Below are 21540 nucleotides of genomic sequence, written 5' to 3'. Positions count from 1 at the left end.
GATGCGGTGCCGGCCAGTATAGTCGAGGGCGGCCTGCGGCGGCTCCTCCCATCTGGCATACTCGGCCTACGACAACGACCGGCGCAGCGCGCCCGACGAGATGAAACCGGAGATCCTTGTCCTCGGCAGCGTATGGCCCGCCGAGGTGCTCAACCTGCTCGAGCAGCACTTCCACTGCCATTTCCATGCCCAGCTGGGCGAACAGGAACTGGACGCCTGCGCGGACCGGCTGCGCGCCGTGCTGACCACCGGCGGCATCGGCCTGCCCGCCGCGCTGCTGGCGCGCCTGCCGGCGCTGGAGCTGGTGTCCGTGCATGGCGCGGGTGTGGACGCGGTGCCCCTGGCCGCCCTGGCCGCGCGTGGCGTCCATCTCACGAATACGCCCGACGTGCTCACCGACGACGTGGCCGACCTGGCGGTGCTGCTGCTGTTGGCGGCGGTGCGCAGGCTGCCCCAGCTGGACCGCTACGTGCGCGCAGGCGCCTGGCCCGGTAAAGCGCCGCTGCCGCAGGCGCGCAGCCTGAAGGGCAAGGTGGCGGGTATCGTGGGCTTCGGCCGCATCGGGCAGGCCGTGGCCGCACGCCTGGAAGCCTTCGGGCTGCAGATCCGCTACCACCAGCGCAGCGCCGGACCCAGGCCGGACAGGCGCAGCGACTCCCTGCTGGCGCTGGCGCAGGAAAGCGACATGCTGGTGCTGTGCACACCGGGCGGCGCCGAGACCATGCGCATGGTCGACGCGGCCGTACTCGACGCGCTCGGGCCGGAAGGCACCCTGGTGAACATCGCGCGCGGTTCGGTGGTCGACGAGGCCGCGCTGGTGGCGGCCCTGCGGGAAGGACGCCTGGGCGCGGCGGGACTGGACGTGTTCGAACACGAGCCCGAGGTACCGGACGCATTGCGCACGCTCGACCAGGTGGTGCTGACGCCGCACGTGGGCAGCTTCACCGTCGAGGCGCGCCGCGCGATGGGGCGGCTGGCGGTGGACAACCTGGTGGCCCATTTCGACGGAAGGCCGTTGCTAACCCCGGTCTAGGGTGGTTTGCAGAGGATATTTGCATGGGAAGCGCTTCGTGCAAATATCGTTTGCCGCTCACTTTCACCTAGCCGCAAAACCGTCATTCCCGCGAAGGCGGGAATCCAAGTTCGTTGCGGGCAGTCAGCGCCCATTGTGGCTACTCACGCAAACTTGGGTTCCCGCCTACGCGGGAATGACGATTTAGAGGCAGGTGAGAGTATCGGAGACTGCAATGGGCAAAGGCCGGGACCTAAAGTCCCAAGTTCAGCCCGTCACCGCATTCGCATCCAGCCACGCAAAAATCCGCGGCCAGATCCGCGCATGCGCATTCGCCCCCACCAGCACCCCCACGTGCTGCAGGTTGACGCCCACATCCCCCTCGTAGTGCAGCATCAGCTTGCGTTCGCTGCCCGCCGCCGCGTGGAAGGGCGCCATGGCCTCCAGCGGGATCAGCTTGCTGCGCGGGTCGGCCACGCAGGCGAGCGGCGCGCGCAGGTCGCCCGGGCCGATGCGCCGTCCGCCGATCTCGAGGCGGCCCTGCATGAGGGCGTCATGGCGATAGATCTCCTCGACGATTTCCGTAAACAGCCGGCCCGGCAGCGCGAACTCGTCGTGGGTCCAGCGTTCCACCCGCATGTGGTTGGCCAGCGCAGCGGGATTCGCCAGCGACAGGAAGCGGTCCAGCATCCGTTCGTACTGGAAGGCCTGCGGCTCGGCCATGGCGCTCATCATGTTGAGGAAGACGCCCGGCACCTGGCCAAAGGTGTCGGCGATCTGGCGCGCGTGCGGCGTGGCGCGGACCAGGGGATTGAAGCAGCAGGACTTCGCCTCGACGTGCAGCGGCGACTCCAGCAGGACGGTGGCGCTCAGGTGGTCGGGATGCAGGCCGCTGTAGATCGCGGCCAGGATGCCGCCCAGCGAATGCCCCGCGATCGCCATGCGTTCCTCGCCGCTGTCGGCGGCGATGTGCGCGCGGCACACGCCCAGCAGGCGGTCGCCGTAGTCGTCGAGTCCGAAGTGGCGATGCTCGTCGGATACTGGCAGCCACTGCGCCAGGTAGACCCGGTAGCCGTGCTCCAGCCAGCGCCGCACGACGCTGACCTGGGGCGCCAGGTCCCAGATGTAGGAGCGCTTGATCGGCGCCGGCACCAGCAGCACCGCCGGTCCCGTCGGCCCGTCCTTGCGTTCGCCGTAGCGCAGCAGGCTGAGGCCCGGCTCGCTGTGGAGAACGATGGACGGCGTTTCCTGTGGGCCGTAGCCGGCGCGGTCCAGCATCTTGCCGCGCGCCTGCCGCGTGCGGTCCATCTGCTTGAAGGCCTGGGCCCCGAACAGGCTCAGGGCGTTCCAGTTGCTGCTAGTCCACTCGTTCATGTGCATGGCGGCCTCGTCGGGTTCAGAACCACATGACTTTACGCCAACCGGCCCGCGCTTCCAACCGTGCGCGTATCGAACGATTGCGCTGCGCCAAACGGGCGGGGCGGCCCGGAACGCGCTAGCATGGGAAGCACGGCGCCTCCCATCCCATTGCAGCCATGTTTTACCGTATCCTGGCCGACGCAGTCCTGCTGCTGCACCTCGGCTTCATCCTGTTCGTCGTGTTCGGCGCCCTGCTGGTGGCGCGCCGCCGCGGCCTGATGCCCGCGCACCTGCTGGCCGCGGTATGGGGTTTCGGCATCGAGGCGACGGGCGCGGTGTGCCCGCTCACCTACCTGGAAATCGCGCTGCGCCGCCTGGCCGGAGAGGCCGGCTACAGCGGCGGCTTTATCGAGCACTACCTGCTGTCACTCATCTATCCCGCCGGACTCGGGCGCGGCACGCAGTATGTCCTCGCAGCGGCGGTGCTCGGGATCAATATTGGGCTGTATGCCTGGATCCTGCGGCGGGGCCGGGCTCGCTGAGCGCGCGGGCAGGCGCACGGCCTGGGCCACCGGCATCATCCTGAGCGCGACACCCGGCGTGGCGGCGGCCTGGCTGCAGTTCTTCCAGGGCGCTGTCGACCCGGTCGATGGGCCAGGGGAAGGGCCGCGGCGGCCGGTCGAGGGGGCGGGTGAAATTGTCCCAGTGGACAGGAATGACCAGGAAGGCCCCTCTGTCCCTGACCGCCTCGCGCCAGAATTCCCCGATCTCCGCGGGACTGCGCTTGCCGAGCTGCGCGATGCTCAGGAACACGATGTCGGCCCGCACGTCCCTGAACATGCCCATTTTGGTGGCGGCGCTGGGAACGACCAGGATGGAACCGAGCGGATGGCGCACCAGGAAAGAGAAATTGTCGCCGAGCCGGTAGTGATAGATGCGCGAGCGCCGCGCGAAGGGGGACGCGACTTCGCCGTCGAGCAAGGTGGCGATGTGCGGCGTGGCGATGATCCTGATGTCGAACTTGCCGACCCGGATCCAGTCGCCGCCCTCGACCTGGCACACCCGTCTCGCACCCAGGCCGGCTCCCTGGGCGATCGCTGCGGTCGAGGCCGAGCCGACCAGCACGGCGCCGGTCGCGGACGCCACGAAAGGTGCGTCCAGGGCATGGTCGTAATGGGAGTGCGCCACCAGCAGCGCGTCGACCTTGCGCAGGCCGTGGGCGTGCAGGGTGGTCCTGACCAGCTCCTCATCGGTCTTCAGGGGCAGCAGCGCGGCCGGCAGCCAGTGCGGACGCGACAGGAAGCCGTCGATCAGGATCGTGGTCTCGCCGTCGCCCAGGTGCAAGGTGCTGACGCCGAACCACTGTGCAGTGATGCCCGGTGCGGCGGGCGCCGCCGGGTCGTGCTGGAGTGCCGGCACCGGGGAATGCCAGCCGTCCTGCATGAGGCCGCAGCCGGCGAGGCAGAGGGCGGCGAAGCTCAGTTTCAAGGACCTGGATCTTATTACTACCGGCATGGCGTCGTCTCCGCAAAACGCGACCGGCGCACAAGCGCCGGCCCTGGGACAGCTTCCGCGATCAACGGAACTGCCGGCAACCATACTGCTCCCGTTTGATTGCCGACGCAACCGGCGTCAACCCTCCTTACTCGCGCAAGGCCAGCGCCGGCCGGATACGCATCGCCGCCAGCGCGTGGCGCGCGGTGGAGCCCAGGGCCACCAGGCAGGCGACCAGCAGCGCCGCGGCGACGGTCCAGGCGCCGATCGGCGCGCGCTCGGTGAAGCCGGCCAGGTAGCGTTCGATCGCGAGCCAGGCGGCAGGGAGGCCGATCAGGGCGCCCACGCCCAGCAGGGCCGCGAACTCCCTGCCGACCAGGCCGGCGACCGCGCCCTTGCCGGCGCCGTACAGCTTGCGCAGCACGATCTCGCGCGCCTTGCGCTGCACGCTGTAGGCGGCCAGCACATAGATGCCGAAGGCGGCAATGGCGGTCGCGATCACGCTCGAGGCGCCCAGCAGCTTGGCCAGGCGCAGGTCGTCCGCGTAGTTGAGGGCGAACATGCCGGCGGCGCGCTGGACCTCCAGCACGTCGTTCGGGAAATGGCGCGGCCACAACTCCTCGATGGCGCGCTTGACGTCTTCCTGGCGCGCACCCCCGTCCTCGGTGCGTACGCTGAACACCGGGGTGCGGGTTTCGAGGAAGTAGACCGTGGCCTGCATCGCTTCGCGCGCCGAGCGGTGGCGGATGTCGGGCGCCACGCCGATCACCTGCATCGGCGTGCCCGAGCCGTCCGGCTGGCGCACGTACTTGCCGACCGCGTCCTGGGCGCTGGCGAAGCCGAAGCGGCGCGCCCCGGCCTCGTTGATCACGATCTTGTCCTCGTCCTCGGCCTTGTCGCGTCCCGGGTCGTAGAGCCGGCCCGCGACCCGCTTCAGGCCGTAGACGTCGAAGAACTCGGGGCTTACGTAGAGGGTGCTGATCTCGACCGCCTCGCCGCCGTCGCGGCGCAGCGCGGTGCTGTTGCGGTTGACGGTGACCGGGGCGTCGCTCTCGGCCACGCCGGTGACGCCGGGAACGCGCAGCAGGGCGTCGCGGAAAGCGCGCACCTTGGCGTCGCGCATGTCCTCGGATGCCGTCAGGACCAGCAGCGGCGCCGGATCGAAGCCCGGATCGAGGCTGGAAGCGTAGCGCGTCTGCCAGGCCACGGCCAGGGTCATGCCGGTCAGGCCCATGGCGGTGGCGAACTGCAGCACCGTCAGCACGCGGCGCAGGCGTAGGCCGCCCACGGTCTCGCTATTGCCGCGCCCCTGCAGGGCGGCGGTCGGCAGCACCTTGAGCGCGGAGAAGGTCGGGTAGGCGCCGGCCAGCACGCCCAGCAGCACGCCGGTCGCCAGGCTCAGGCCGACCGAGAGCGGCGTGAACATGCGGTCCAGCTCGCGCTGCACCAGGTCGGCGAACACCGGCAGCAGCAGCCAGGCCAGCAGCAGGCCGATCGCGGTGGCGATCAGGCACACCAGCACCGACTCGGCCAGGAACTGGCGGCTGACGGCGCCGGCGCCCGCGCCCAGTACCTTGCGCACCGCGATCTCGCGCTGGCGGCGCAGGGTGCGCACGGTGGCCAGGTTGACGTAGTTGGTGGCGGCCAGCACCAGGATCAGCAGGGCCACCGCGGCCAGGCCGAAGATGGTCTTGCGGTTCCCGTGGCGCTTGCCGCCGTCTTCCACGCTCGGGTCGAGGTAGGCATCGGGCAGTGGCCCCAGGCGGAAGCTGATCATGTCCTGGCCGTTCAGGGCCGCGATCTGGTCGGGCGTCTGGCGCTGGTAGAAGCTGGAGGCCAGCATGGCGCGGCGCACCGAATCGAGCACCGGCGCGGCGTCGGCGCCGGTCGGCAGCTTGACGTAGACCGGGCCGTGCGAGGAGCCCCAGTTGGTGGTGACCAGGCGCCGGTATTCCTCGTTCCAGACCGCGGTGCGGATGCCGGCCAGGGCCGCGTAGGGCAGGGTGGTGGCGGCCGGCTGGTCCTCGAGCACGGCGGCGATGCGGTAGGGCCGCCCCGCCACCTGCACCGTCTTGCCGACCGCGTCCTCGCTGCCGAACAGCTTGACGGCGGTCTCGCGGGTAAGGGCGAAGGTGTCCGGCCGGGCCAGCGCGTCGGCCAGCTTGCCGGCGACGACAGGCGGCTTGAAGATCTGCTCGAAGGCCGGGTCGACCACGGTCAGGCTGATGGTCTGCACCTGGTTCCCCACGCGCACGTCGATATTGCGCTCGATGAAGGTGGAGGCCAGGACCGGCACGCCACTCTGGACGACCGCGTCGCGCGCCGGCAGGCTGCTGGAATTGCTCCAGTGGCTGCTGGAGGCGGTCGGGTGGTTCCAGTGCTGCATCAGGCGGTAGATCTGGCCGCGTTCCGGGATGTGGCGGTCGTAGGACAGCGAATGGGCCACGTAGCCGAGCAGCAGGAAGCAGGCGGCGAAGCCCACGGCCAGGCCCAGGATCACCACCGCGGAATAGGCCGGTTCCTTGACCAGCAGGCGCCAGCCGATGCGGAAATCACGCAGGTTCATGCGGCTCTCCTCAGGCGGCCTGCAGCGCGTCGACCACCACGCGGCCGTCGAGCAGGTGCAGGGTGCGCGAGGCCTGGGCCGCGTGCGCCGGTGAGTGGGTGACCATGACCACGGTCGTGCCCTCGGCGTTGATGGACCGCAGCAGGCGCATCACTTCGTCGCCGTGGGCGGTATCCAGGTTGCCGGTCGGCTCGTCAGCCAGCAGCATGGCCGGCCGCGCCACCAGGGCGCGCGCGATCGCCACCCGCTGCTGCTGGCCGCCCGAGAGCTGCGACGGCCGGTGCGCCGCGCGGTGGGCCACGCCCAGGCGCTCCAGCATTGCGCTCACGCGCTGGCGCCGTTCGGCGGCCGGGGTGCCGGTGTACTCCAGGGCCAGCTCGACGTTCTCGAAGACGCTCAGCTCCTCGATCAGGTTAAAGCTCTGGAAGATGAAGCCCACGCGGCCACGCCGCAATTCATTGAGTTTCGACTCGCTCCAGCCGGCCACGTTCTGGCCCTCGAACCAGTAGGCGCCCTCGGTCGGCACGTCGAGCAGGCCGAGCACGCTCAGCAGGGTGGACTTGCCGCAGCCCGAAGGGCCGGTGATGGCGACGTATTCGCCGGCGGCGATGTCGAGGTCGATGCGGTCCAGGGCGGTGGTCTGGACCTCGCCCGCGACGTGGATCTTGCTGACGCCTGAAAGTTTGAGCATGGTGCTTCCTTTGTCTTCTTGGGTTGGCGATGTTGTTTAGGGATTCAATTCCAGCAGCTCGGCCTTGCCGAAGGCCGCATAGCTCGAGGTGATGACCTGGTCGCCTGCCTTCAGGCCGGACAGCACCTCGACCTGGCTGTTGTTGCGGCGGCCCAGGCGCAGCGGCTGGCGCCTGGCCTCGCCGCCGCCAGGGGCGAGCACGAAGGCCCAGGCGCCGCCGCTGTCGCCCAGCCAGGCGCCGGTCGGCAGCATCAGGGCCGGGGCGGGCTGGCCCAGGGTCAGGCGCGCGTCCAGGCTCTGGCCCGGGCTGATCACCTCCGGCTGGGCGCCGGTGAACACCAGTTCGGCGGTGAAGCGGCCTTCGCGGATCTGCGGGAAGACGGTGCGCACCTTGATCGGATAGGAGGTTTCTCCCTGGCTGACGCTGCCCTGGAGCCCGGCCGACACCCGGCTCAGGTAGAACTCGTCGATCAGCACGGTGAGCTTGAAGCGCTTGGGATCGTCGATGCGGCCGATGTGCTGGTCGGGGCGCACGGTCTCGCCCACCTGCAGGCGGAAGTCGGTCAGCACGCCGTCGCTGGGCGCGCGCACGGCCAGCGCGTCGACCGTGGCGTCCACCAGCTGCAGGCCAGACTGCAGGCCGCGGATCGCGGTCTCCATCTGCTGCAGCCCTTGCTGGCGGACGCGCTCCTCGGTGGCGATGCTGTCGCGTTCGACCTGAAGGGCGCGCTGCTGCTGGGCCAGCTTGTCGCTCGACTCCTCCAGCGCGACCGAGGAGATGAAACCCTGGGCGGCCAGGCGGCTGTTGCGGGCGTACTGCTTGCGGGCCTGATCCAGCGCGAACTCGAGGTCGGCGATGCGGCGCTGGTGGTCGGTGCGCCCGGCCTCGTGGGCTACGCGCAAGGTGGCCAGGTTGGAGATCTGTTGCGCATGCTCGGCCTGGCGCTCCAGCAGTTCCAGGTTGCGCTGCGGATTGGACAGGCGGAACAGCAACTGGCCCTTCTTCACCGGGTGGCCGTCCTGGACGAAGACTTCCTCGACCCGCCCCGACTCGACCGAGTCGAGGATGATGGAGTTGAGCGGCTCGGCGGTGGCGCGCACGACGATGTCGTCGCGGTAGACGCCACTGACGGCGCGGGCGATGCGCAGGTCCTGGCGCGCCACCTGCAGTCCGTGCGGCATCAGCTGCCAGGCGGCCCAGGCAAGCACGGCGAGTGCTGCGGCCATGAGGCCGATGCGCAGGGCCAGTCGGCCGCGGCGCCTGGGCACGACGGTGTCCATGGCGGCGCCGGTGACTGCGTGTGGGGGAATGCGGTCCATGCTGGCTCTCGAAACGAAATGCCTTTGTATCTGCAAGCTCCGTGCCAGTGCCTTTTCGGCCATGTTTTCGCGTTTTCCCGTACTGGGCACAGCTAAAGTGTCCGGATCCGGACAGGTGGAGGTGTGCGCTTCCGGACAGGCGTCCGCCGCCTGTCCCCGGCGCGCCGGGGCGCTGCTAGAATGGCAATCCCGTTCCCGCACTCTCAGCCAGATGGCCGATTCCACCGCCCACATCCTGATCCTCGACGACGACCACGACGTCGCCTGCGCGGCGCAGATGCTGCTGCGCCGCCGCCACGGCGCGGTCGAGACCCTGGACGACCCGGCCGGGCTGGAGGCGCTGCTGGGGACGCGCACGCCGGACGTGGTGCTGCTCGACCTGAACTTCACCCCGGGCCGCATCGACGGCGCCGAGGGCCTGAGCGTGCTGGATCGCCTGCGTGCGCTGCCGCGCCCTCCCGCCGTGATCGCCCTGACCGCCTACGCGGACGTGCCGCTGGCGGTGGAAGCCCTGAAGCGCGGCGCCAGCGACTTCATTACCAAGCCCTGGGACAACGCGCGCCTGGTGGCCGCCGTCGACGGCGCCCTGGCGCGGCGCGCGGCGAGCAGCGCGCCCGGCGCCTCCAGCCTGATGGGCGACTCGGCCGCCATGCGCGAGGTGAAGGCCATGATCGCCAGCGTCGCGCCGACCGAGGCCAACGTGATGGTGCTGGGCGAGAACGGCGTCGGCAAGGAACTGGTCGCGCGCGCCATCCACCAGGCCTCGCGCCGCGCCGGCGCCACCTTCCTGGCGGTGGACATGGGCGCGCTGCCGGAATCGACCTTCGAGAGCGAGTTGTTCGGTCACAGGCGCGGTTCCTTCACCGACGCCAAGGCCGACCGCGCCGGACGCTTCCAGGCTGCGCGCGGCGGCAGCCTGTTCCTCGACGAGATCGGCAACATGCCCTTGCCGGCCCAGGCCAAGCTCCTGACGGCCCTCGAGCGGCGCGAAGTGACCCCAGTCGGCGCCGACCGCGCCGAGGCGATCGACGTGCGCATCGTCAGCGCCACCAACCTGGACGAGGCGCGCCTGTTCGACCCGGCGGTGTTCCGGCCCGACCTGCTGTTCCGCCTGAACACCATCGTGATCCGCGTGCCGCCGCTGCGCGAGCGGCGCGACGACATTCCCGGCCTGCTGCATCACTACCTGTCGCTGTACGAGACCCAGTACCAGCGCCCGGTGCGCGAGCTGGCGCCGAATGCGATGGAGCGCCTGTGCGCCTGGTCCTGGCCCGGCAATGTGCGCGCCTTGCGCCATGCCTGCGAGCGCGCCGTGATCCTGGCCGGCCAGCCGGAATACCGTTTCGAGGACTTCGGCCTGGCCGTACCTGCTCCGATTGCCCTTGCCGCCACGGAGCCGGCGCCGGACGACAGCTTCAAGCTGGGCGCCCTGGAGCGCGACACCATCGCCGCGGCCCTGGACAAGGCCAACGGCAACATCAGCCTGGCGGCGCGCATGCTGGGCCTGAGCCGGGCGGCGCTCTACCGCAAGCTGGGCAAGCATGGCATCTAGGCGCCTGCGGGCGGGCGTCCTGCTTGCGGTCGCCGGCGTGGGCCTGCTGACCTGGAGCGCCGGTGTCTTGCGCGATTCGGCGCGCCTCGCGGTCCTGTGCCTGCTCGGCGTGCTGCCCTGCCTGATGCTGCTGTGGGGCTGTTTGCGCCGCCTCGAAGCTCCGCGCGTGGCCGACACGGTCACCGGCTACGGCGCCCTGAACATCGAGCAGCAAAGCCTGGTCGACAACGCCCTGGCGCTAGAAGCGCGCCTGGAGTTCGCGCCTATCGCGCTGTTCCGCATCGAGGGAGCGGCGGGTGCGGGCGCCGTGGCGCCGCTGAATGCGATGGCGCGCAAGCTGGTGGCGCCGGGGCGCGCCACCGATCCGGCCGGGCTGTATGCGGAGCTGGCGGCCCAGCCCACCGAAAGGCGCGCCACCCTGCAGTTCGAGACCGAGCGCGGCGGCGAGCGCGCCCTGGTCGCGCTGGCCTCGGTGGCCCTGCAGGGCAAGCCGCAGCGCCTGGCGGCCCTGATGCCGGTGGAAAGCGAGCTGGAAGCCGAAGCGCTGAACGCCTGGCGCCAGCTGGTCCACGTGCTGACCCACGAGATCATGAATTCGCTGACGCCGGTGGCCTCGCTCTCGCACACCGCCTATGAGCTGGTGCGCGAAGCCGAAGGACTCGACCCGGACACCAGCGCCGACCTGGGCACGGCCCTGGATGCGATCCGGCGCCGCGCCGACAGCCTGGTGGCTTTCGTGGCGAGCTACCGCAGCCTGTCCAACGTGCCGGAGGCGCATCCCGAGCGCATCCGCATCGCGGAGATGTTCGAGCGGGTGGCGGCCCTGGTGAATCCGCTGTGGCGGGCGCGCGGCGGCGAGGTGGTGTTTTCGGTGGAGCCGGGCTCGATGGAGCTGGTGGCCGACCCCGGCCAGCTGGAGCAGGCCTTGATCAACCTGCTGAAGAACGCCTTCGAGGCGACCGCCGGTATCGACAAGGCGGGCGCGCGGGTGAGCGCGCGCCTGGTGCGCGGCGCGCGCTTGCGGATCGAGGTGGCGGATGACGGGCCGGGTGTGCCCGGAGACGTGGCCGCCCACATCTTCACGCCCTTCTTCACCACCAAGAAGCAGGGCGGCGGCATCGGCCTGGCGATGGTCCGCCACCTGGTGCACGCCAACGGCGGCACCGTGCGCTACGCCCGGCCGGTCGGCAAGGGCGCGCGTTTCGTCATTAGCTTCTAGTTATTCCACCCAGGCGAAGCCGTCGCGCGCCAGCAGCGCGAAGGATTCCGCCGGCCCCCAGGAACCGGCCGCGTACGGATGCGGCTTCTCGCCCAGGGTGCCCCAGCCTTCGATGATCGGATCGGCCCAGGACCAGGCGGCTTCCAGCTCGTCGCGGCGCATGAAGTGGGTCAGGCGGCCGCGCACCACGTCGATCAGGAGGCGCTCGTAGGCTTCGGCGCGGCGCTGCTGGAAGGCCGACTGCAGGTCGAGGTTGAGCGTGACCTGCTGCATCTGCATGCCGCTGCCCGGCTGCTTGGCCATGATCTGCAGCTTGATCGCTTCCTCTGGCTGGAGCTCGATGACGAGGCGGTTGGCGACGCCGCCCGGCGCGTCCGGGAATAGCGGGAAGGGCGGGTTGGCGAACTCGACCACGATCTTGGACGAGCGGCGCTGCATGCGCTTGCCGGTGCGCAGGTAGAAGGGCACCTTGGACCAGCGCCAGGTGTCGATGTGGGCGCGCAGGGCGACGAAGGTCTCGGTCTTGCTGTCCGCCGGGACGTTCTTTTCTTCGTGGTAGCCAGGCACCTCCTGGTTGCCGCTGACGCCGTGGCTGTACTGGCCGCGCACGGTGTCGCGGGCGATGTCGGCCAGGGTCAGGCGGCGCAGCGAGCGCAGCACCTTCAGCTTTTCGTCGCGCACCGCGTCGGCGTTGAGCGAGGTGGGCGGCTCCATGGCCACGATGCACAGCAGCTGCAACAGGTGATTCTGCAGCATGTCGCGCATGGCGCCGGTGCCGTCGTAGAAGCCAGCGCGGCTGCCCACGCCGATTTCCTCGGCCACCGTGATCTGCACGCTCGAGATGTTCGGTGCGCGCCACAGCGGTTCCAGGATCGAGTTCCCGAAGCGCAGCACCATCAGGTTCTGCACGGTCTCCTTGCCCAGGTAGTGATCGATGCGATAGATCTGCGATTCGGCGAAGTGCTTGCCGACCGCTTCGTTGATCTCGATCGCCGAGGGCAGGTCGTGGCCGAGCGGCTTTTCCAGCACCACGCGCGACTGCCCGTCGACCAGGCCGGCGGCGGCGAGCTTGTCGCAGATGGTGGTGAACAGCGAGGGCGCGGTCGACAGGTAGAACACGCGCTGGGCGCCGGCGCGCGAGGCCTGGGCCAGGACGCCGAAGTCCGGCGCCGCCTGCACGTCCAGGCGCACGTACTCGAGCAGCTTGAGGAAGCCGTCCCAGGTCTTCTCGTTGAAATTGTTCTCGCTGATGAAGGAACGCGAATGCTCCCCGACGTGGGCGAGGTAGGTCTCGCGGTCGAAGTCCTGGCGGCCGGTGGACAGGATGCGGGTCGTGGCCGGCAGGTTGCCATGAAGGTAGGCCATGTAGAGCGCGGGCAGCAGCTTGCGCATCGCCAGGTCGCCCATGCCGCCGAAGATCACCATGTCGAGGGGGAGGCCGTTTTCAATCTCAGTCGAGGGATTCATTTCGTGTGTGCAGTAAAGAGTTAAATGGTCGCCCGCCGCGCAGGGCGCAAGAAGCGCCGCGCCGCCGGGCCGGCGGAGCCGGATGTCATCCCCTGCGGCGTCCTGCACACGGTAGCAGGAAGGCAGTGGCGAGCGCGCTCGTGGCAAGGGGCTTGTGGCCGGCCGGAGGCGCAGGGAAGGGGTAGCAGGTCAATCTGCCCGGATGTGCTCATGTCCGCAGTCAGCTTTCAACCTAATCAATCATTCGTAAATGATAACCGTTGTAGCCGATTGGTGTGCGGGAGGGGAAAGGAAGCTTTTTCGGTCATGCCGTGTTTTCGTGCCAGGGAGCATGGTATATTGAATTGGCAACGTTTCCAACTTCATTCATCCCACCAAAAGGAGACACCGACGATGCAAACCACAAGGGCAGTACTGCGCCGCGCCGTGCTGGCGACGCTGCTGGGCGGCTGGCTTTCCCACGCCGCGGCCGAGGGTGCGGTCCAGGCCTGGGTCACCACCGGGGACCAAAGCAAGCTGCTGGCGCGGGACGCGGATGCACGCCTTGGCAAGGTGAGCGCCGCCGGGACCGTGATCGAGATCGACCCATCCAGGCGCTACCAGGAGATCCAGGGTTTCGGCGCCTCGATCACGGACGCCTCGGCCTGGCTGATCCAGCAGCGCATGAACCCGGCGCAGCGCGAAGCCCTGCTGCGCGAGCTGTTCGGGCGCGATCCTGGCCTCGGCCTGTCGTTGACGCGCCTGACCATCGGCGCATCGGACTTTTCGCAGAGCCACTACAGCTTCGACGACATGCCTCCGGGCGAGCAGGATCCGGAACTCAAGCGTTTCTCGATCGATCCCCAGCGCGCCACCGTGCTGCCGACCGTGCAGCGGGCGCTGGCGATCAATCCGCAACTGAAGGTGATGGCCTCGCCCTGGAGCGCGCCTGGCTGGATGAAGACCAGCGACAGCCTGGTCAAGGGGGCGCTGAAGCCCCAAGCCTACGGCGCCTTCGCCCGCTACCTGGGCCGCTACCTCAAGGCGATGCAGGCGGAGGGCGTGCCCATCTTCGCACTGACCCTGCAGAACGAGCCGCACTTCGAACCGGACAACTACCCCGGCATGCGTGTCGATCCGCCCAGCCGCGCGGCCTTCATCGGGGGGCACCTGGGCCCGCTGCTGGCGCGCGAGCACCCCGGGACCACGGTGTTCGACTGGGACCATAACTGGGACGAGCCGGATTCGCCCAGCGCCGTGCTGGGCGACGCGGCGGCGGCGAAGTACGTGAGCGGCGTGGCCTGGCACTGCTACGCGGGCAACGTGGCCGTACAGGCCCAGGTGCATGCGAAGTTCCCGGACAAGGACACCTGGTTCACCGAGTGTTCGGGCGGCCGCTGGTCGCCGGACTGGGCGAAGAACCTGATGTTCTTTACCCGCACCCTGGTGATCGACACGACGCGCGGCTGGGCGCGCGGCGTGCTGCTGTGGAACCTGGCCCTGGACGAGAAGGACGGCCCGCACCTGGGCGGCTGCAACGACTGCCGCGGCGTGGTGACCATCGATTCGCGCACCGGTGAGGTGACGCGCAACGTCGAGTACTACGCACTGGCCCACGCCAGCCGCTTCGTCAAGCCGGGCGCGCACCGCGTTGCTTCGAGCGAGGCGGCGGGGGAGTTGGCCAACGTCGCCTTCCGCAACCGCGACGGGTCGATGGCGCTGATCGTCACCAACGGCGGCAAGGAGGCGCGCGACTTCTCGGTCCGCGTGGGCAAGCAGGGCTTCCGCTATATGCTGCCGGCCAACAGTGTCGCCACCTTCAGCTGGAACGGCAAGCGATAAGGACGGGGCGGCGTATTCACAATTGGATTGACAATGCATTTACAGCAAGACCATAATGTGACCGCATGTTTGGCAACGTTTCCAATCCTCTGTCCTAAATTGGCAACGTTTCCAATGTCAACGGAACCGTCGGCCGTTTCATGAGGACGGCAAGTAGTTGGCAACGCTCCTGCCGCACTCTGGCTGGAGCCGTTGCCAATTATTTTGGCCGCAGATTGGCAACGTTTCCAAATTCTTTTATTATAAAAACACTGGAGACCGATATGACTCGTTTTGGCAAGACCGGCGCATTCGCCGTCACCCCCATCGCTGCCGCCTGCGCGCTGCTGTTGTGGAGCGCGGCGGTGCAGGCCCAGGAGCAGGCGCAGCGGGGAGAAGAGACCCCCGCCCAAGTCGTCGTGACCGGCATCCGCGGCAGTATCGAAAGCTCGATCGCGATCAAGAAGGAATCCGATTCCATCGTCGAGGCCATCACCGCCGAGGACATCGGCAAGCTGCCGGACGTCTCGATCGCCGAATCGATCGCGCGCCTGCCGGGACTGACCGCGCAACGCGTGGCCGGCCGCGCCCAGGTGATCTCGCTGCGCGGCCTGGCGCCGGACTTCGGCGTCACCCTGCTCAACGGCCGCGAGCAGACCAGCACCAGCAACGACCGCAGCGCCGAATTCGACCAGTACCCGTCCGAGCTGCTCAGCGGCGTGACCGTCTACAAGACGCCGGACGCCAACATGACCGCGGCCGGCCTGTCCGGCACCATCGACCTGCGCACCGTGCGTCCGCTCGACCGCAAGGGACGCACCATCGCCTTCAATGTGCGCGGCGAGCATAACGGCAACGGAGAACTGAACAGCGGCTGGTCGATCAGGGGCAAGCGCCTGTCGGTCTCCTACATCGACCAGTATTTGAACAATACGCTGGGCCTGGCCATCGGCTACGCCCACCTCGATTCGCCGGGCCAGCAGAAGGAATACAAGTCCTGGTGGTGGGGCGACCAGAACAACCTGCCGGCCGGGAACGAGGACGTGGTGGCGCTCAAGGGCGCGGAAGTGACCTCGACCTCGCGCAAGCAGGTGCGCGACGGCCTGATGGCCGTGATCGACTGGAAGCCGGGCCGCGACGTGCGCTCGACCCTGGACCTGTACTATTCGCAGTTCGACCAGGAAGAGATCATGCGCGGCATGATGTGGAACTCGCACCAGTGGAGTGCCGTCACCTACCGCAACCCGCAGATCGAAACCATCGGCGGCGTGCGCTTGCTGACGGGCGGCAGCCTGGTCAACCTCGAGCCCATCGTGCGCAACGACTACAACGAGCGGCGCGACGAGATGGCCGCCGCCGGCTGGAACACCAAGGTGCGTCTCAACCCGCGCTGGACGGCGGACGGCGACCTGTCCTGGTCCTCGGCCAAGCGCCGCGAGACCACCTCCGAGACCTACGCCGGCCTGGGCCCGGCCGGCTCTGGCGTCACCGACAACGACTTCCAGTTCCGCATTCCGGTCGGCGCCGGCCTGCCGCAGTTCACCCCCAGCATCGATTTCACCAACCCCGGCATCGTCAAGCTGACCGATGTCGGCGGCTGGGGCCACGACGCCACCATGCACCACCCGCGCGTGGAAGACCGCCTGGGCGCGGCCAAGGTGAACCTGCGCGGCGAACTCGATGGTTTCTTCCGCGACCTGCAGGCGGGCCTGAGCTATTCCAAGCGCGACAAGTCGCACGAGGATGTGTCCCAGACCTACTGGCTGAAGAACAACCGTGCTCTCACCACCGTCCCGGCCAACATCATCCAGCCGATTACTTCGCTGTCCTGGGCCGGGATCCCGGGTGTGCTGAGCTTCGACCCGCGCGCCGCGCTCGACCAGTTTTACGACAAGCGCCCGGTCGACACCGACGTCGCCCAGCAGGACTGGGCGGTGACCGAGAAGCAGAGCATCGGTTACCTGCGCCTGGGCATCGACACCGACCTGGGCCCCGTGCCGCTGCGCGGCAACCTGGGCGTGCAGTACGTGCACGTGGACCAGCAGGCCGAGGGCAAGGCGGTCAGCGGCAACGTGATCACGCCCCTGCGCGACGGCCACAGTTACCACGACGTGCTCCCCAGCTTGAACCTGAACTTCGACCTCGGCAACTACCTGCACGATACCTACCTGCGCCTGGGCGCGGCCAAGACCGTGGCGCGGCCGCGCATGTCGGACATGCGCGCCGGCGTGTCGGCGGGCGTGGACGCGACCACCCGCATGTGGAACGGCAATGGCGGCAACCCGCAGCTCGAACCCTGGCGCGCGAATTCCTTCGATCTGTCGCTCGAGCACTACCTGGGAAAGGGCAGCTACCTCTCGGCCGCCTACTTCTTCAAGGACCTGAAGAGCTACATCTACAACCAGCAGCGTCCCTTCGATTTCACCGGCTTCCCGAATTCCAGCGCCGTGGTGCCGCTGACGAACATCGGCACGATCAACCAGCCGGCCAACGGCCAGGGCGGCTTCGTGCGCGGCATCGAGCTGACCGCGGCCCTGCAGTTCGGCATGCTGTGGGAGCGCCTGGATGGCTTCGGCGTGCAGGCCAGCGCCTCGGGCACCGAGAGTTCGATCAGCCCCAACGGTCCCGGCACCACCGAGAAGCTGCCCGGCCTGTCGGGCGTGGTCGCCAACCTGACCGTGTTCTACGAGAAGCACGGTTTCTCGGCGCGCGTGGCCCAGCGCTACCGCTCGGCCTTCCGCGGCGAGGTCACCGGCCTGTTCGCCCAGCGCGCCTTCAGCGAGATCCTGGCGGAGAAGCAGGTCGACGTCCAGCTGGGCTACGAATTCCAGGACGGCCCGTACAAGAACCTGTCCTTCCTGCTGCAGGTGAACAACCTGGGCAACGAGCCTTACCAGACCAAGCAGGGCAGCGCCTTCGCCAGCGGCGCCTACGCCCCAGAACGCTACACGACCTACGGCCGCCAGGTGCTGTTCGGCGTCAACTACAAACTGTAACAGGAGACCGGATGACGACGAAACGACAGACGATGCGCATGGTGTGTGGCGCCGCACTGATGACGGTACTGGGCGCCCAGGCGGCGCCCGGCGCCACCTGGCATGTGGTGACGACGGCGCAGGGAAGCGGCCAGCGGTTCGCCGCGCAGTCCCTGGGCGCGGCGCGCCCGGCCGGGCAGCCGCTGGAAACCGAGACCGCGGTCTTCGTCGACACGCGCCAGCGCTTCCAGGAGGTGTTCGGCTTCGGCGGCGCGGTGACCGACGCGGTGGCCGAGGTGTACGCCAAGCTGACACCCGCGGCCCAGCGCGAATACCTCAAGGCCTATTTCGACCCGCGCGAAGGCCTGGGCTACAACGTGCTGCGCACCACCATCCACAGCTCGGACTTCAGCAGCGGCAGCTATACCTATGTGAAGGATGGCGACCGTTCGCTGGCCTCGTTCAGCATCGAGCACGACGAGCGCCACCGCCTGCCGCTGCTGCGCCAGTCGCTGGCCGCCGCCAAGGGCCATGGCACCGACATGCGCGTGTTCGCCAGTCCCTGGAGCGCGCCGGCCTGGATGAAGTCCAACAACAACATGCTGCAGGGCGGCAGCCTGCTGCCTGAAAACCGCGACCTGTGGGCCGGCTACATCGTGCGCTTCGTCCAGGCCTACGAAAAGGCGGGCATCCCGCTGTGGGGGCTCTCGGTGCAGAACGAGCCGATGGCCAAGCAGACCTGGGAGTCGATGATCTACACCGCCGAGGAGGAAACCCGCTTCCTCGGCGACCATCTCGGCCCGGCGCTGGCGCGCGCGGGCCTGAAGGACAAGAAGATCATCGTCTGGGACCACAACCGCGACCTGCTGCCCCAGCGCGCGGCCCACATCCTGAACGACCCCAAGGCGCGCCCCTATGTGTGGGGCATCGGCTTCCACTGGTACGAGACCTGGGCCAAGGGCCAGCCGATGCACCGCAACGTGGCGGCCGTGCACGCCGCCTACCCGGACGTGCCCCTGTTGATGACCGAGGCCACGGTGGAGCGCTTCGATCCGGCGCGCCTGCAGGACTGGGCCAACGGCGAGCGCTACGGCAGCGAGATCATGGCCGACCTGAACGCCGGCGCGGCCGGCTGGATCGACTGGAACATGCTGCTCGACGGCCGGGGCGGCCCCAACCACGTGGGCAACTTCTGCTTCGCGCTGCTGCATGCGAGCGAGGACGGCAAGCTGGTGTACACACCGAGCTATGCCTACATGGGCCACTTCACGCGCTACATCAAGCCGAAGGCGCGCCGCGTCAACGCCACCGCCAGCCGCAGCACGCTCGACACCGTGGCCTTCCGCAACCCGGACGGCTCGCTCGCCATCGTCGTTATGAACAGGACGGCCCAGGCGCAGCGCTACCGGCTGATGGTCGACGGAATGGAAACGGCGGTCGAGATTCCGGCCCGCGCGATCCAGACTGTGTTACGTTAATCACAACGCAATCCATGGACGAGGAAGGCCTGTGCCGACGATCAAGGACGTAGCCCGCCTGGCCGGGGTGGGACTGGGAACCGCCTCGCGCGTGGTGCGCGGCAAGGGCTCGGTGTCGGCCGCCAAGCTGGAACGGGTCAAGCAGGCTGTCGAGGCGCTGGGCTACCGGCCTTCGCATGCCGCGCGCTCGCTGCTGTACGGGAGTTCGCGCATGATCGGCGTGTATATTCCCATGCTCTCGGGGACCTTCTACACGGCGATCCTCAAGATCGTCGACGCCGAGCTGCGCGCTGCCGGCCTGCACATGATGATCGCCTTCGGCGCGGGCAAGGGCGAAGCCCGGCAGGAGGCGATCGATGGCGTGAGCCTGCTGGTCGAGCGCGGCTGCGACGGCGTGCTCGTGCTGACCAGCCCCCTGCGCGAAGAAGACCTGGCCCTGTTCGGCGCAATCCGTGAACGCATGGTCGCCCTCAACTACGCCTTCGACAGCATCCCGGACCAGTGCTTCACGGTCGACCACGTGCTGGGCGGGCGCCTGGCGGCGCGCGCGCTGCTCGAGCAGGGGCACCGCGAGTTCGCGGTCATCGCCGGCCCCTGGAAGGTGCAGGACAACGTCGACCGTATCGAGGGCTTCATGCGCGAGCTGGAAGACGCAGGTATCGGGACGGCCGGCATGTGGGTGGCCGAGCGCGACTTCTCGGCAGCCGGCGGCTGGTCGGCGGCGCACGAGCTGCTGGCCTCGAACACGCGCTTCACCGCGCTGTTCTGCGCCAACGACGAGATGGCGCTGGGCGCCATGTCCTGCTTCCATGAAGTGGGCATCCACGTCCCGCGCGACGTGTCGGTGATCGGCTACGACGACGCGCCCAGCGCGGCGTTCTCGGCGCCGCGCCTGACGTCGGTGCGCATTCCCTGGCGCGAGATGACCCACAACGGCGTGGCCGCGCTGCTCAACCTGTGCGACGGCGGCCGGCGGCAGGTAGCGCGCAGCTTCCCGGTCAGTGTGACGGTGCGGGCATCCCTCGGCCCGCTGGGCGCGGGCGTGCCCAGCCCAGCAGAAGCAGCCCGCCCGCCAGCATCGCCCAGGCGGAAGGCTCGGGCACCGGGCTGACCGAAAACGCGTAGCCCGCCAGCTCGGTGTAGTAGTGGAAGGTGGCTTCGGTGTCGAGCGGGTTGATCGCCGAAATGAAGTACTGGCTGGACGCGTCCGCAGCCCGCAGCTCGTAGCGCTCGCCGAAGGCGCCTTCGGTGGCGGCGACCAGCGCCTGCTCGAAGCTGATGCGGTTTTCCTCGGCGCCGTCGTTGCGCACCGTGGCCCAGGCGGCGATGGTGAGCACGGAGTTGGCGGGCAGGGTAACGCTGCCGTAGCTGCCCCAGGCGAACTCGCTGCTGACCCAGTCCACCGAAGGCTCCGCGAAGGTGGCGACGCCGCGCGCCCCGCCAAGGGTGCCCTCGACGGCGACCTGGACAAACGCGGTCTCGTGCCCGACCGATACGCCCGCTCCGGCCACTTCCTCGTCGAGGTCGAGCCGTTCTGCGTGTTCTCCGGTGGCGCTGTAGGCGCGCGCGCTCAGTGTCTGGCGCTGGCCGGACACCGCCAGGGGCAGCTCCATGCCATCCATCGAACGCAGGCTGACATGGACGTTGCTCAGGGTAAAGACGATGCCCGCATCCTGGCTCCATGCGCCGCTGCTGGCGGCCGCCAGCGCACATGCAGCGAGTGCGCGTTTCATGTCCGTCTCCCGTGCTGGCGCGTCCGCGACGCCGTTCTCAGCGCCAGGCCTGCGGCCAGCCCGGCGGCCAGCATGGCCGAGCCGGCGGGTTCGGGCACCGGCGTCACGCTGTAGGCGTTGGCGTACAGGTTCGAGTAATAGTAGAAGGTCGCGGCCTCGTCGAGGGGATTGAGGGCGGTGAGGAAGTACTGGCTGGTCGCGCGGGAGCCGTCCAGGATGAAGCGTTCCCCGGTGGCGCCTTCCGTGCCCGCGATCAGCCCGCGTTCGAAGGCGGCGTAGTTGCTGTCCCAAGCCGCCTCGCTGTCGATGCTGACCCAGGCGACCATGGTCAGGAAGGAGCGGGCGGGCAGGGTGAAGGTGGCGCCGCTGCCCCAGACGATGTCGTTGAAGCTGGCGTCCTTTGTGGTATCGGCGGCGACGGTCGCGCTCACGTCGCCGAAGATGTGCGCGATCTCGATGCGCGAGAAACCGTCGCCGTAGGATGCCTCGACGCTGACCGGCTTGCCCGGATCGGGATAGCTGTCGAGGTGCTCGCCTTCGTTGTCGCCGTAGGAGCGCACCAGCAGGTGCTGGCGCTGCTCGGACAATTGCAGCGGGAGTGCGCCGCCGTCGAGCGAGCGCAGGGTCAGCTGGCTGTTGGTGATCGAGAAGGAAAGCTGCGGTGTCGCCGTGGACTGCGCGGGTGGACTGGATTGCGCCCGGGAATCCGGTGCGGCCAGGCTGGAAAGCGTGAGGAGTATCGCGGCAAGCGCAGTCTTCATGGCAACCCCGGCAAGGAAGTGGTCCTTGCCCGATTGTCCGGCGAACGCGCGCGGCCTGGCGCACAGCTGCACCTGCTGGGTAGCGCCCGCGCCACAGCGCACAAGCCGCCGCG

At 68.8% G+C, this 21540-nt stretch carries 16 protein-coding genes; 8 read left to right on the top strand and 8 right to left on the bottom strand.

Annotation, left to right across the window (positions count from 1 at the left end; translation table 11 throughout):
• The first annotated feature begins 100 nt into the window (after positions 1–100).
• Positions 101–1033 carry an NAD(P)-dependent oxidoreductase gene (locus KBW98_RS04490; protein WP_211518930.1) on the top strand — a complete coding sequence of 311 codons (933 nt, stop codon included), beginning with the start codon at positions 101–103 and terminating at the stop codon, positions 1031–1033.
• A 246-nt stretch (positions 1034–1279) separates the two neighbouring features.
• Here the strand turns inward: KBW98_RS04490 and KBW98_RS04485 are convergent, their stop codons facing one another.
• The gene (locus KBW98_RS04485) at positions 1280–2392 is read right to left on the bottom strand and encodes an alpha/beta hydrolase (RefSeq protein ID WP_229428973.1); all 1113 of its coding nucleotides are present in this window, start codon (positions 2390–2392) and stop codon (positions 1280–1282) included.
• Positions 2393–2547: 155 nt separating this feature from the next.
• On the opposite strand from KBW98_RS04485, the gene KBW98_RS04480 reads away from it, so the two are divergent.
• A complete protein-coding gene (locus KBW98_RS04480; RefSeq protein ID WP_211518929.1) occupies positions 2548–2913 on the top strand; it encodes a DUF2784 domain-containing protein in 366 nt (121 codons plus the stop codon).
• Here KBW98_RS04480 and KBW98_RS04475 read toward each other — a convergent pair.
• The 4 genes from KBW98_RS04475 to KBW98_RS04460 all read right to left on the bottom strand — a co-directional run bounded on the left by KBW98_RS04475 (position 2864) and on the right by KBW98_RS04460 (position 8442).
• Positions 2864–3859 carry an MBL fold metallo-hydrolase gene (locus KBW98_RS04475; RefSeq protein ID WP_211518928.1) on the bottom strand — a complete coding sequence of 332 codons (996 nt, stop codon included), beginning with the start codon at positions 3857–3859 and terminating at the stop codon, positions 2864–2866. The genes KBW98_RS04480 and KBW98_RS04475 overlap by 50 nt on opposite strands.
• 154 nt (positions 3860–4013) lie before the next feature.
• A complete protein-coding gene (locus KBW98_RS04470) occupies positions 4014–6431 on the bottom strand; it encodes an ABC transporter permease (RefSeq protein ID WP_211518927.1) in 2418 nt (805 codons plus the stop codon).
• A gap of 10 nt (positions 6432–6441) precedes the next feature.
• Complete coding sequence (locus KBW98_RS04465) at positions 6442–7122, bottom strand: ABC transporter ATP-binding protein (RefSeq protein ID WP_211518926.1); 681 nt, start codon at positions 7120–7122, stop codon at positions 6442–6444.
• Positions 7123–7158: 36 nt separating this feature from the next.
• Entirely contained in the window at positions 7159–8442 is a 1284-nt protein-coding gene (locus tag KBW98_RS04460) for an efflux RND transporter periplasmic adaptor subunit (protein WP_229428972.1), read from the bottom strand.
• 211 nt (positions 8443–8653) lie between these two features.
• On the opposite strand from KBW98_RS04460, the gene KBW98_RS04455 reads away from it, so the two are divergent.
• Both KBW98_RS04455 and KBW98_RS04450 read left to right on the top strand, forming a co-directional pair.
• A complete protein-coding gene (locus tag KBW98_RS04455; protein ID WP_211518925.1) occupies positions 8654–9994 on the top strand; it encodes a sigma-54 dependent transcriptional regulator in 1341 nt (446 codons plus the stop codon).
• Positions 9984–11213 carry a PAS domain-containing sensor histidine kinase gene (locus tag KBW98_RS04450; RefSeq protein ID WP_211518924.1) on the top strand — a complete coding sequence of 410 codons (1230 nt, stop codon included), beginning with the start codon at positions 9984–9986 and terminating at the stop codon, positions 11211–11213. Before KBW98_RS04455 ends, KBW98_RS04450 begins: the two co-directional genes overlap by 11 nt.
• Here the strand turns inward: KBW98_RS04450 and zwf are convergent, their stop codons facing one another.
• Positions 11214–12680: a glucose-6-phosphate dehydrogenase gene (gene zwf / locus KBW98_RS04445; RefSeq protein ID WP_211518923.1), complete on the bottom strand. Its 1467-nt coding sequence runs from the start codon at positions 12678–12680 to the stop codon at positions 11214–11216.
• A 393-nt stretch (positions 12681–13073) separates the two neighbouring features.
• On the opposite strand from zwf, the gene KBW98_RS04440 reads away from it, so the two are divergent.
• The 4 genes from KBW98_RS04440 (at position 13074) to KBW98_RS04425 (ending at position 20044) form a co-directional block, all read left to right on the top strand.
• The gene (locus KBW98_RS04440) at positions 13074–14501 is read left to right on the top strand and encodes a glycoside hydrolase family 30 beta sandwich domain-containing protein (RefSeq protein ID WP_211518922.1); all 1428 of its coding nucleotides are present in this window, start codon (positions 13074–13076) and stop codon (positions 14499–14501) included.
• A 263-nt stretch (positions 14502–14764) separates the two neighbouring features.
• Positions 14765–17476: a TonB-dependent receptor gene (locus KBW98_RS04435; protein WP_211518921.1), complete on the top strand. Its 2712-nt coding sequence runs from the start codon at positions 14765–14767 to the stop codon at positions 17474–17476.
• Positions 17477–17487: 11 nt separating this feature from the next.
• Complete coding sequence (locus tag KBW98_RS04430; protein ID WP_229428971.1) at positions 17488–18933, top strand: glycoside hydrolase family 30 beta sandwich domain-containing protein; 1446 nt, start codon at positions 17488–17490, stop codon at positions 18931–18933.
• 31 nt (positions 18934–18964) lie between these two features.
• Positions 18965–20044, top strand: coding sequence for a LacI family DNA-binding transcriptional regulator (locus KBW98_RS04425; protein WP_211518920.1), 1080 nt, complete (start codon positions 18965–18967; stop codon positions 20042–20044).
• Here the strand turns inward: KBW98_RS04425 and KBW98_RS04420 are convergent.
• The gene (locus tag KBW98_RS04420) at positions 19932–20666 is read right to left on the bottom strand and encodes a hypothetical protein (protein ID WP_211518919.1); all 735 of its coding nucleotides are present in this window, start codon (positions 20664–20666) and stop codon (positions 19932–19934) included. The two genes, KBW98_RS04425 and KBW98_RS04420, sit on opposite strands and share 113 nt — an antisense overlap.
• Positions 20663–21427, bottom strand: a complete 765-nt coding sequence (locus KBW98_RS04415; protein ID WP_211518918.1) for a hypothetical protein — start codon at positions 21425–21427, stop codon at positions 20663–20665. The genes KBW98_RS04420 and KBW98_RS04415 overlap by 4 nt, the downstream gene beginning before the upstream one ends.
• Between the last annotated feature and the right edge of the window lie 113 nt (positions 21428–21540).

The sequence above is a fragment of the Massilia sp. ST3 genome (assembly GCF_018119405.1).
Taxonomy (GTDB): Bacteria; Pseudomonadota; Gammaproteobacteria; order Burkholderiales; family Burkholderiaceae_D; genus Telluria.
Note: the sequence above shows the minus strand (reverse complement) of the source record. Positions and strands in the feature narration are given on the sequence as shown.

Bases quoted from the DNA above. Each gene is read 5' to 3' on its own strand.
- KBW98_RS04490 (WP_211518930.1), top strand. From the start codon at position 101: ATGAAACCGGAGATCCTTGTCCTCGGCAGCGTATGGCCCGCCGAGGTG.
- KBW98_RS04485 (WP_229428973.1), bottom strand. From the start codon at position 2,392: ATGCACATGAACGAGTGGACTAGCAGCAACTGGAACGCCCTGAGCCTG.
- KBW98_RS04480 (WP_211518929.1), top strand. From the start codon at position 2,548: ATGTTTTACCGTATCCTGGCCGACGCAGTCCTGCTGCTGCACCTCGGC.
- KBW98_RS04470 (WP_211518927.1), bottom strand. From the start codon at position 6,431: ATGAACCTGCGTGATTTCCGCATCGGCTGGCGCCTGCTGGTCAAGGAA.
- KBW98_RS04465 (WP_211518926.1), bottom strand. From the start codon at position 7,122: ATGCTCAAACTTTCAGGCGTCAGCAAGATCCACGTCGCGGGCGAGGTC.
- KBW98_RS04460 (WP_229428972.1), bottom strand. From the start codon at position 8,442: ATGGACCGCATTCCCCCACACGCAGTCACCGGCGCCGCCATGGACACC.
- KBW98_RS04455 (WP_211518925.1), top strand. From the start codon at position 8,654: ATGGCCGATTCCACCGCCCACATCCTGATCCTCGACGACGACCACGAC.
- KBW98_RS04450 (WP_211518924.1), top strand. From the start codon at position 9,984: ATGGCATCTAGGCGCCTGCGGGCGGGCGTCCTGCTTGCGGTCGCCGGC.
- zwf (WP_211518923.1), bottom strand. From the start codon at position 12,680: ATGAATCCCTCGACTGAGATTGAAAACGGCCTCCCCCTCGACATGGTG.
- KBW98_RS04440 (WP_211518922.1), top strand. From the start codon at position 13,074: ATGCAAACCACAAGGGCAGTACTGCGCCGCGCCGTGCTGGCGACGCTG.
- KBW98_RS04435 (WP_211518921.1), top strand. From the start codon at position 14,765: ATGACTCGTTTTGGCAAGACCGGCGCATTCGCCGTCACCCCCATCGCT.
- KBW98_RS04430 (WP_229428971.1), top strand. From the start codon at position 17,488: ATGACGACGAAACGACAGACGATGCGCATGGTGTGTGGCGCCGCACTG.
- KBW98_RS04420 (WP_211518919.1), bottom strand. From the start codon at position 20,666: ATGAAACGCGCACTCGCTGCATGTGCGCTGGCGGCCGCCAGCAGCGGC.
- KBW98_RS04415 (WP_211518918.1), bottom strand. From the start codon at position 21,427: ATGAAGACTGCGCTTGCCGCGATACTCCTCACGCTTTCCAGCCTGGCC.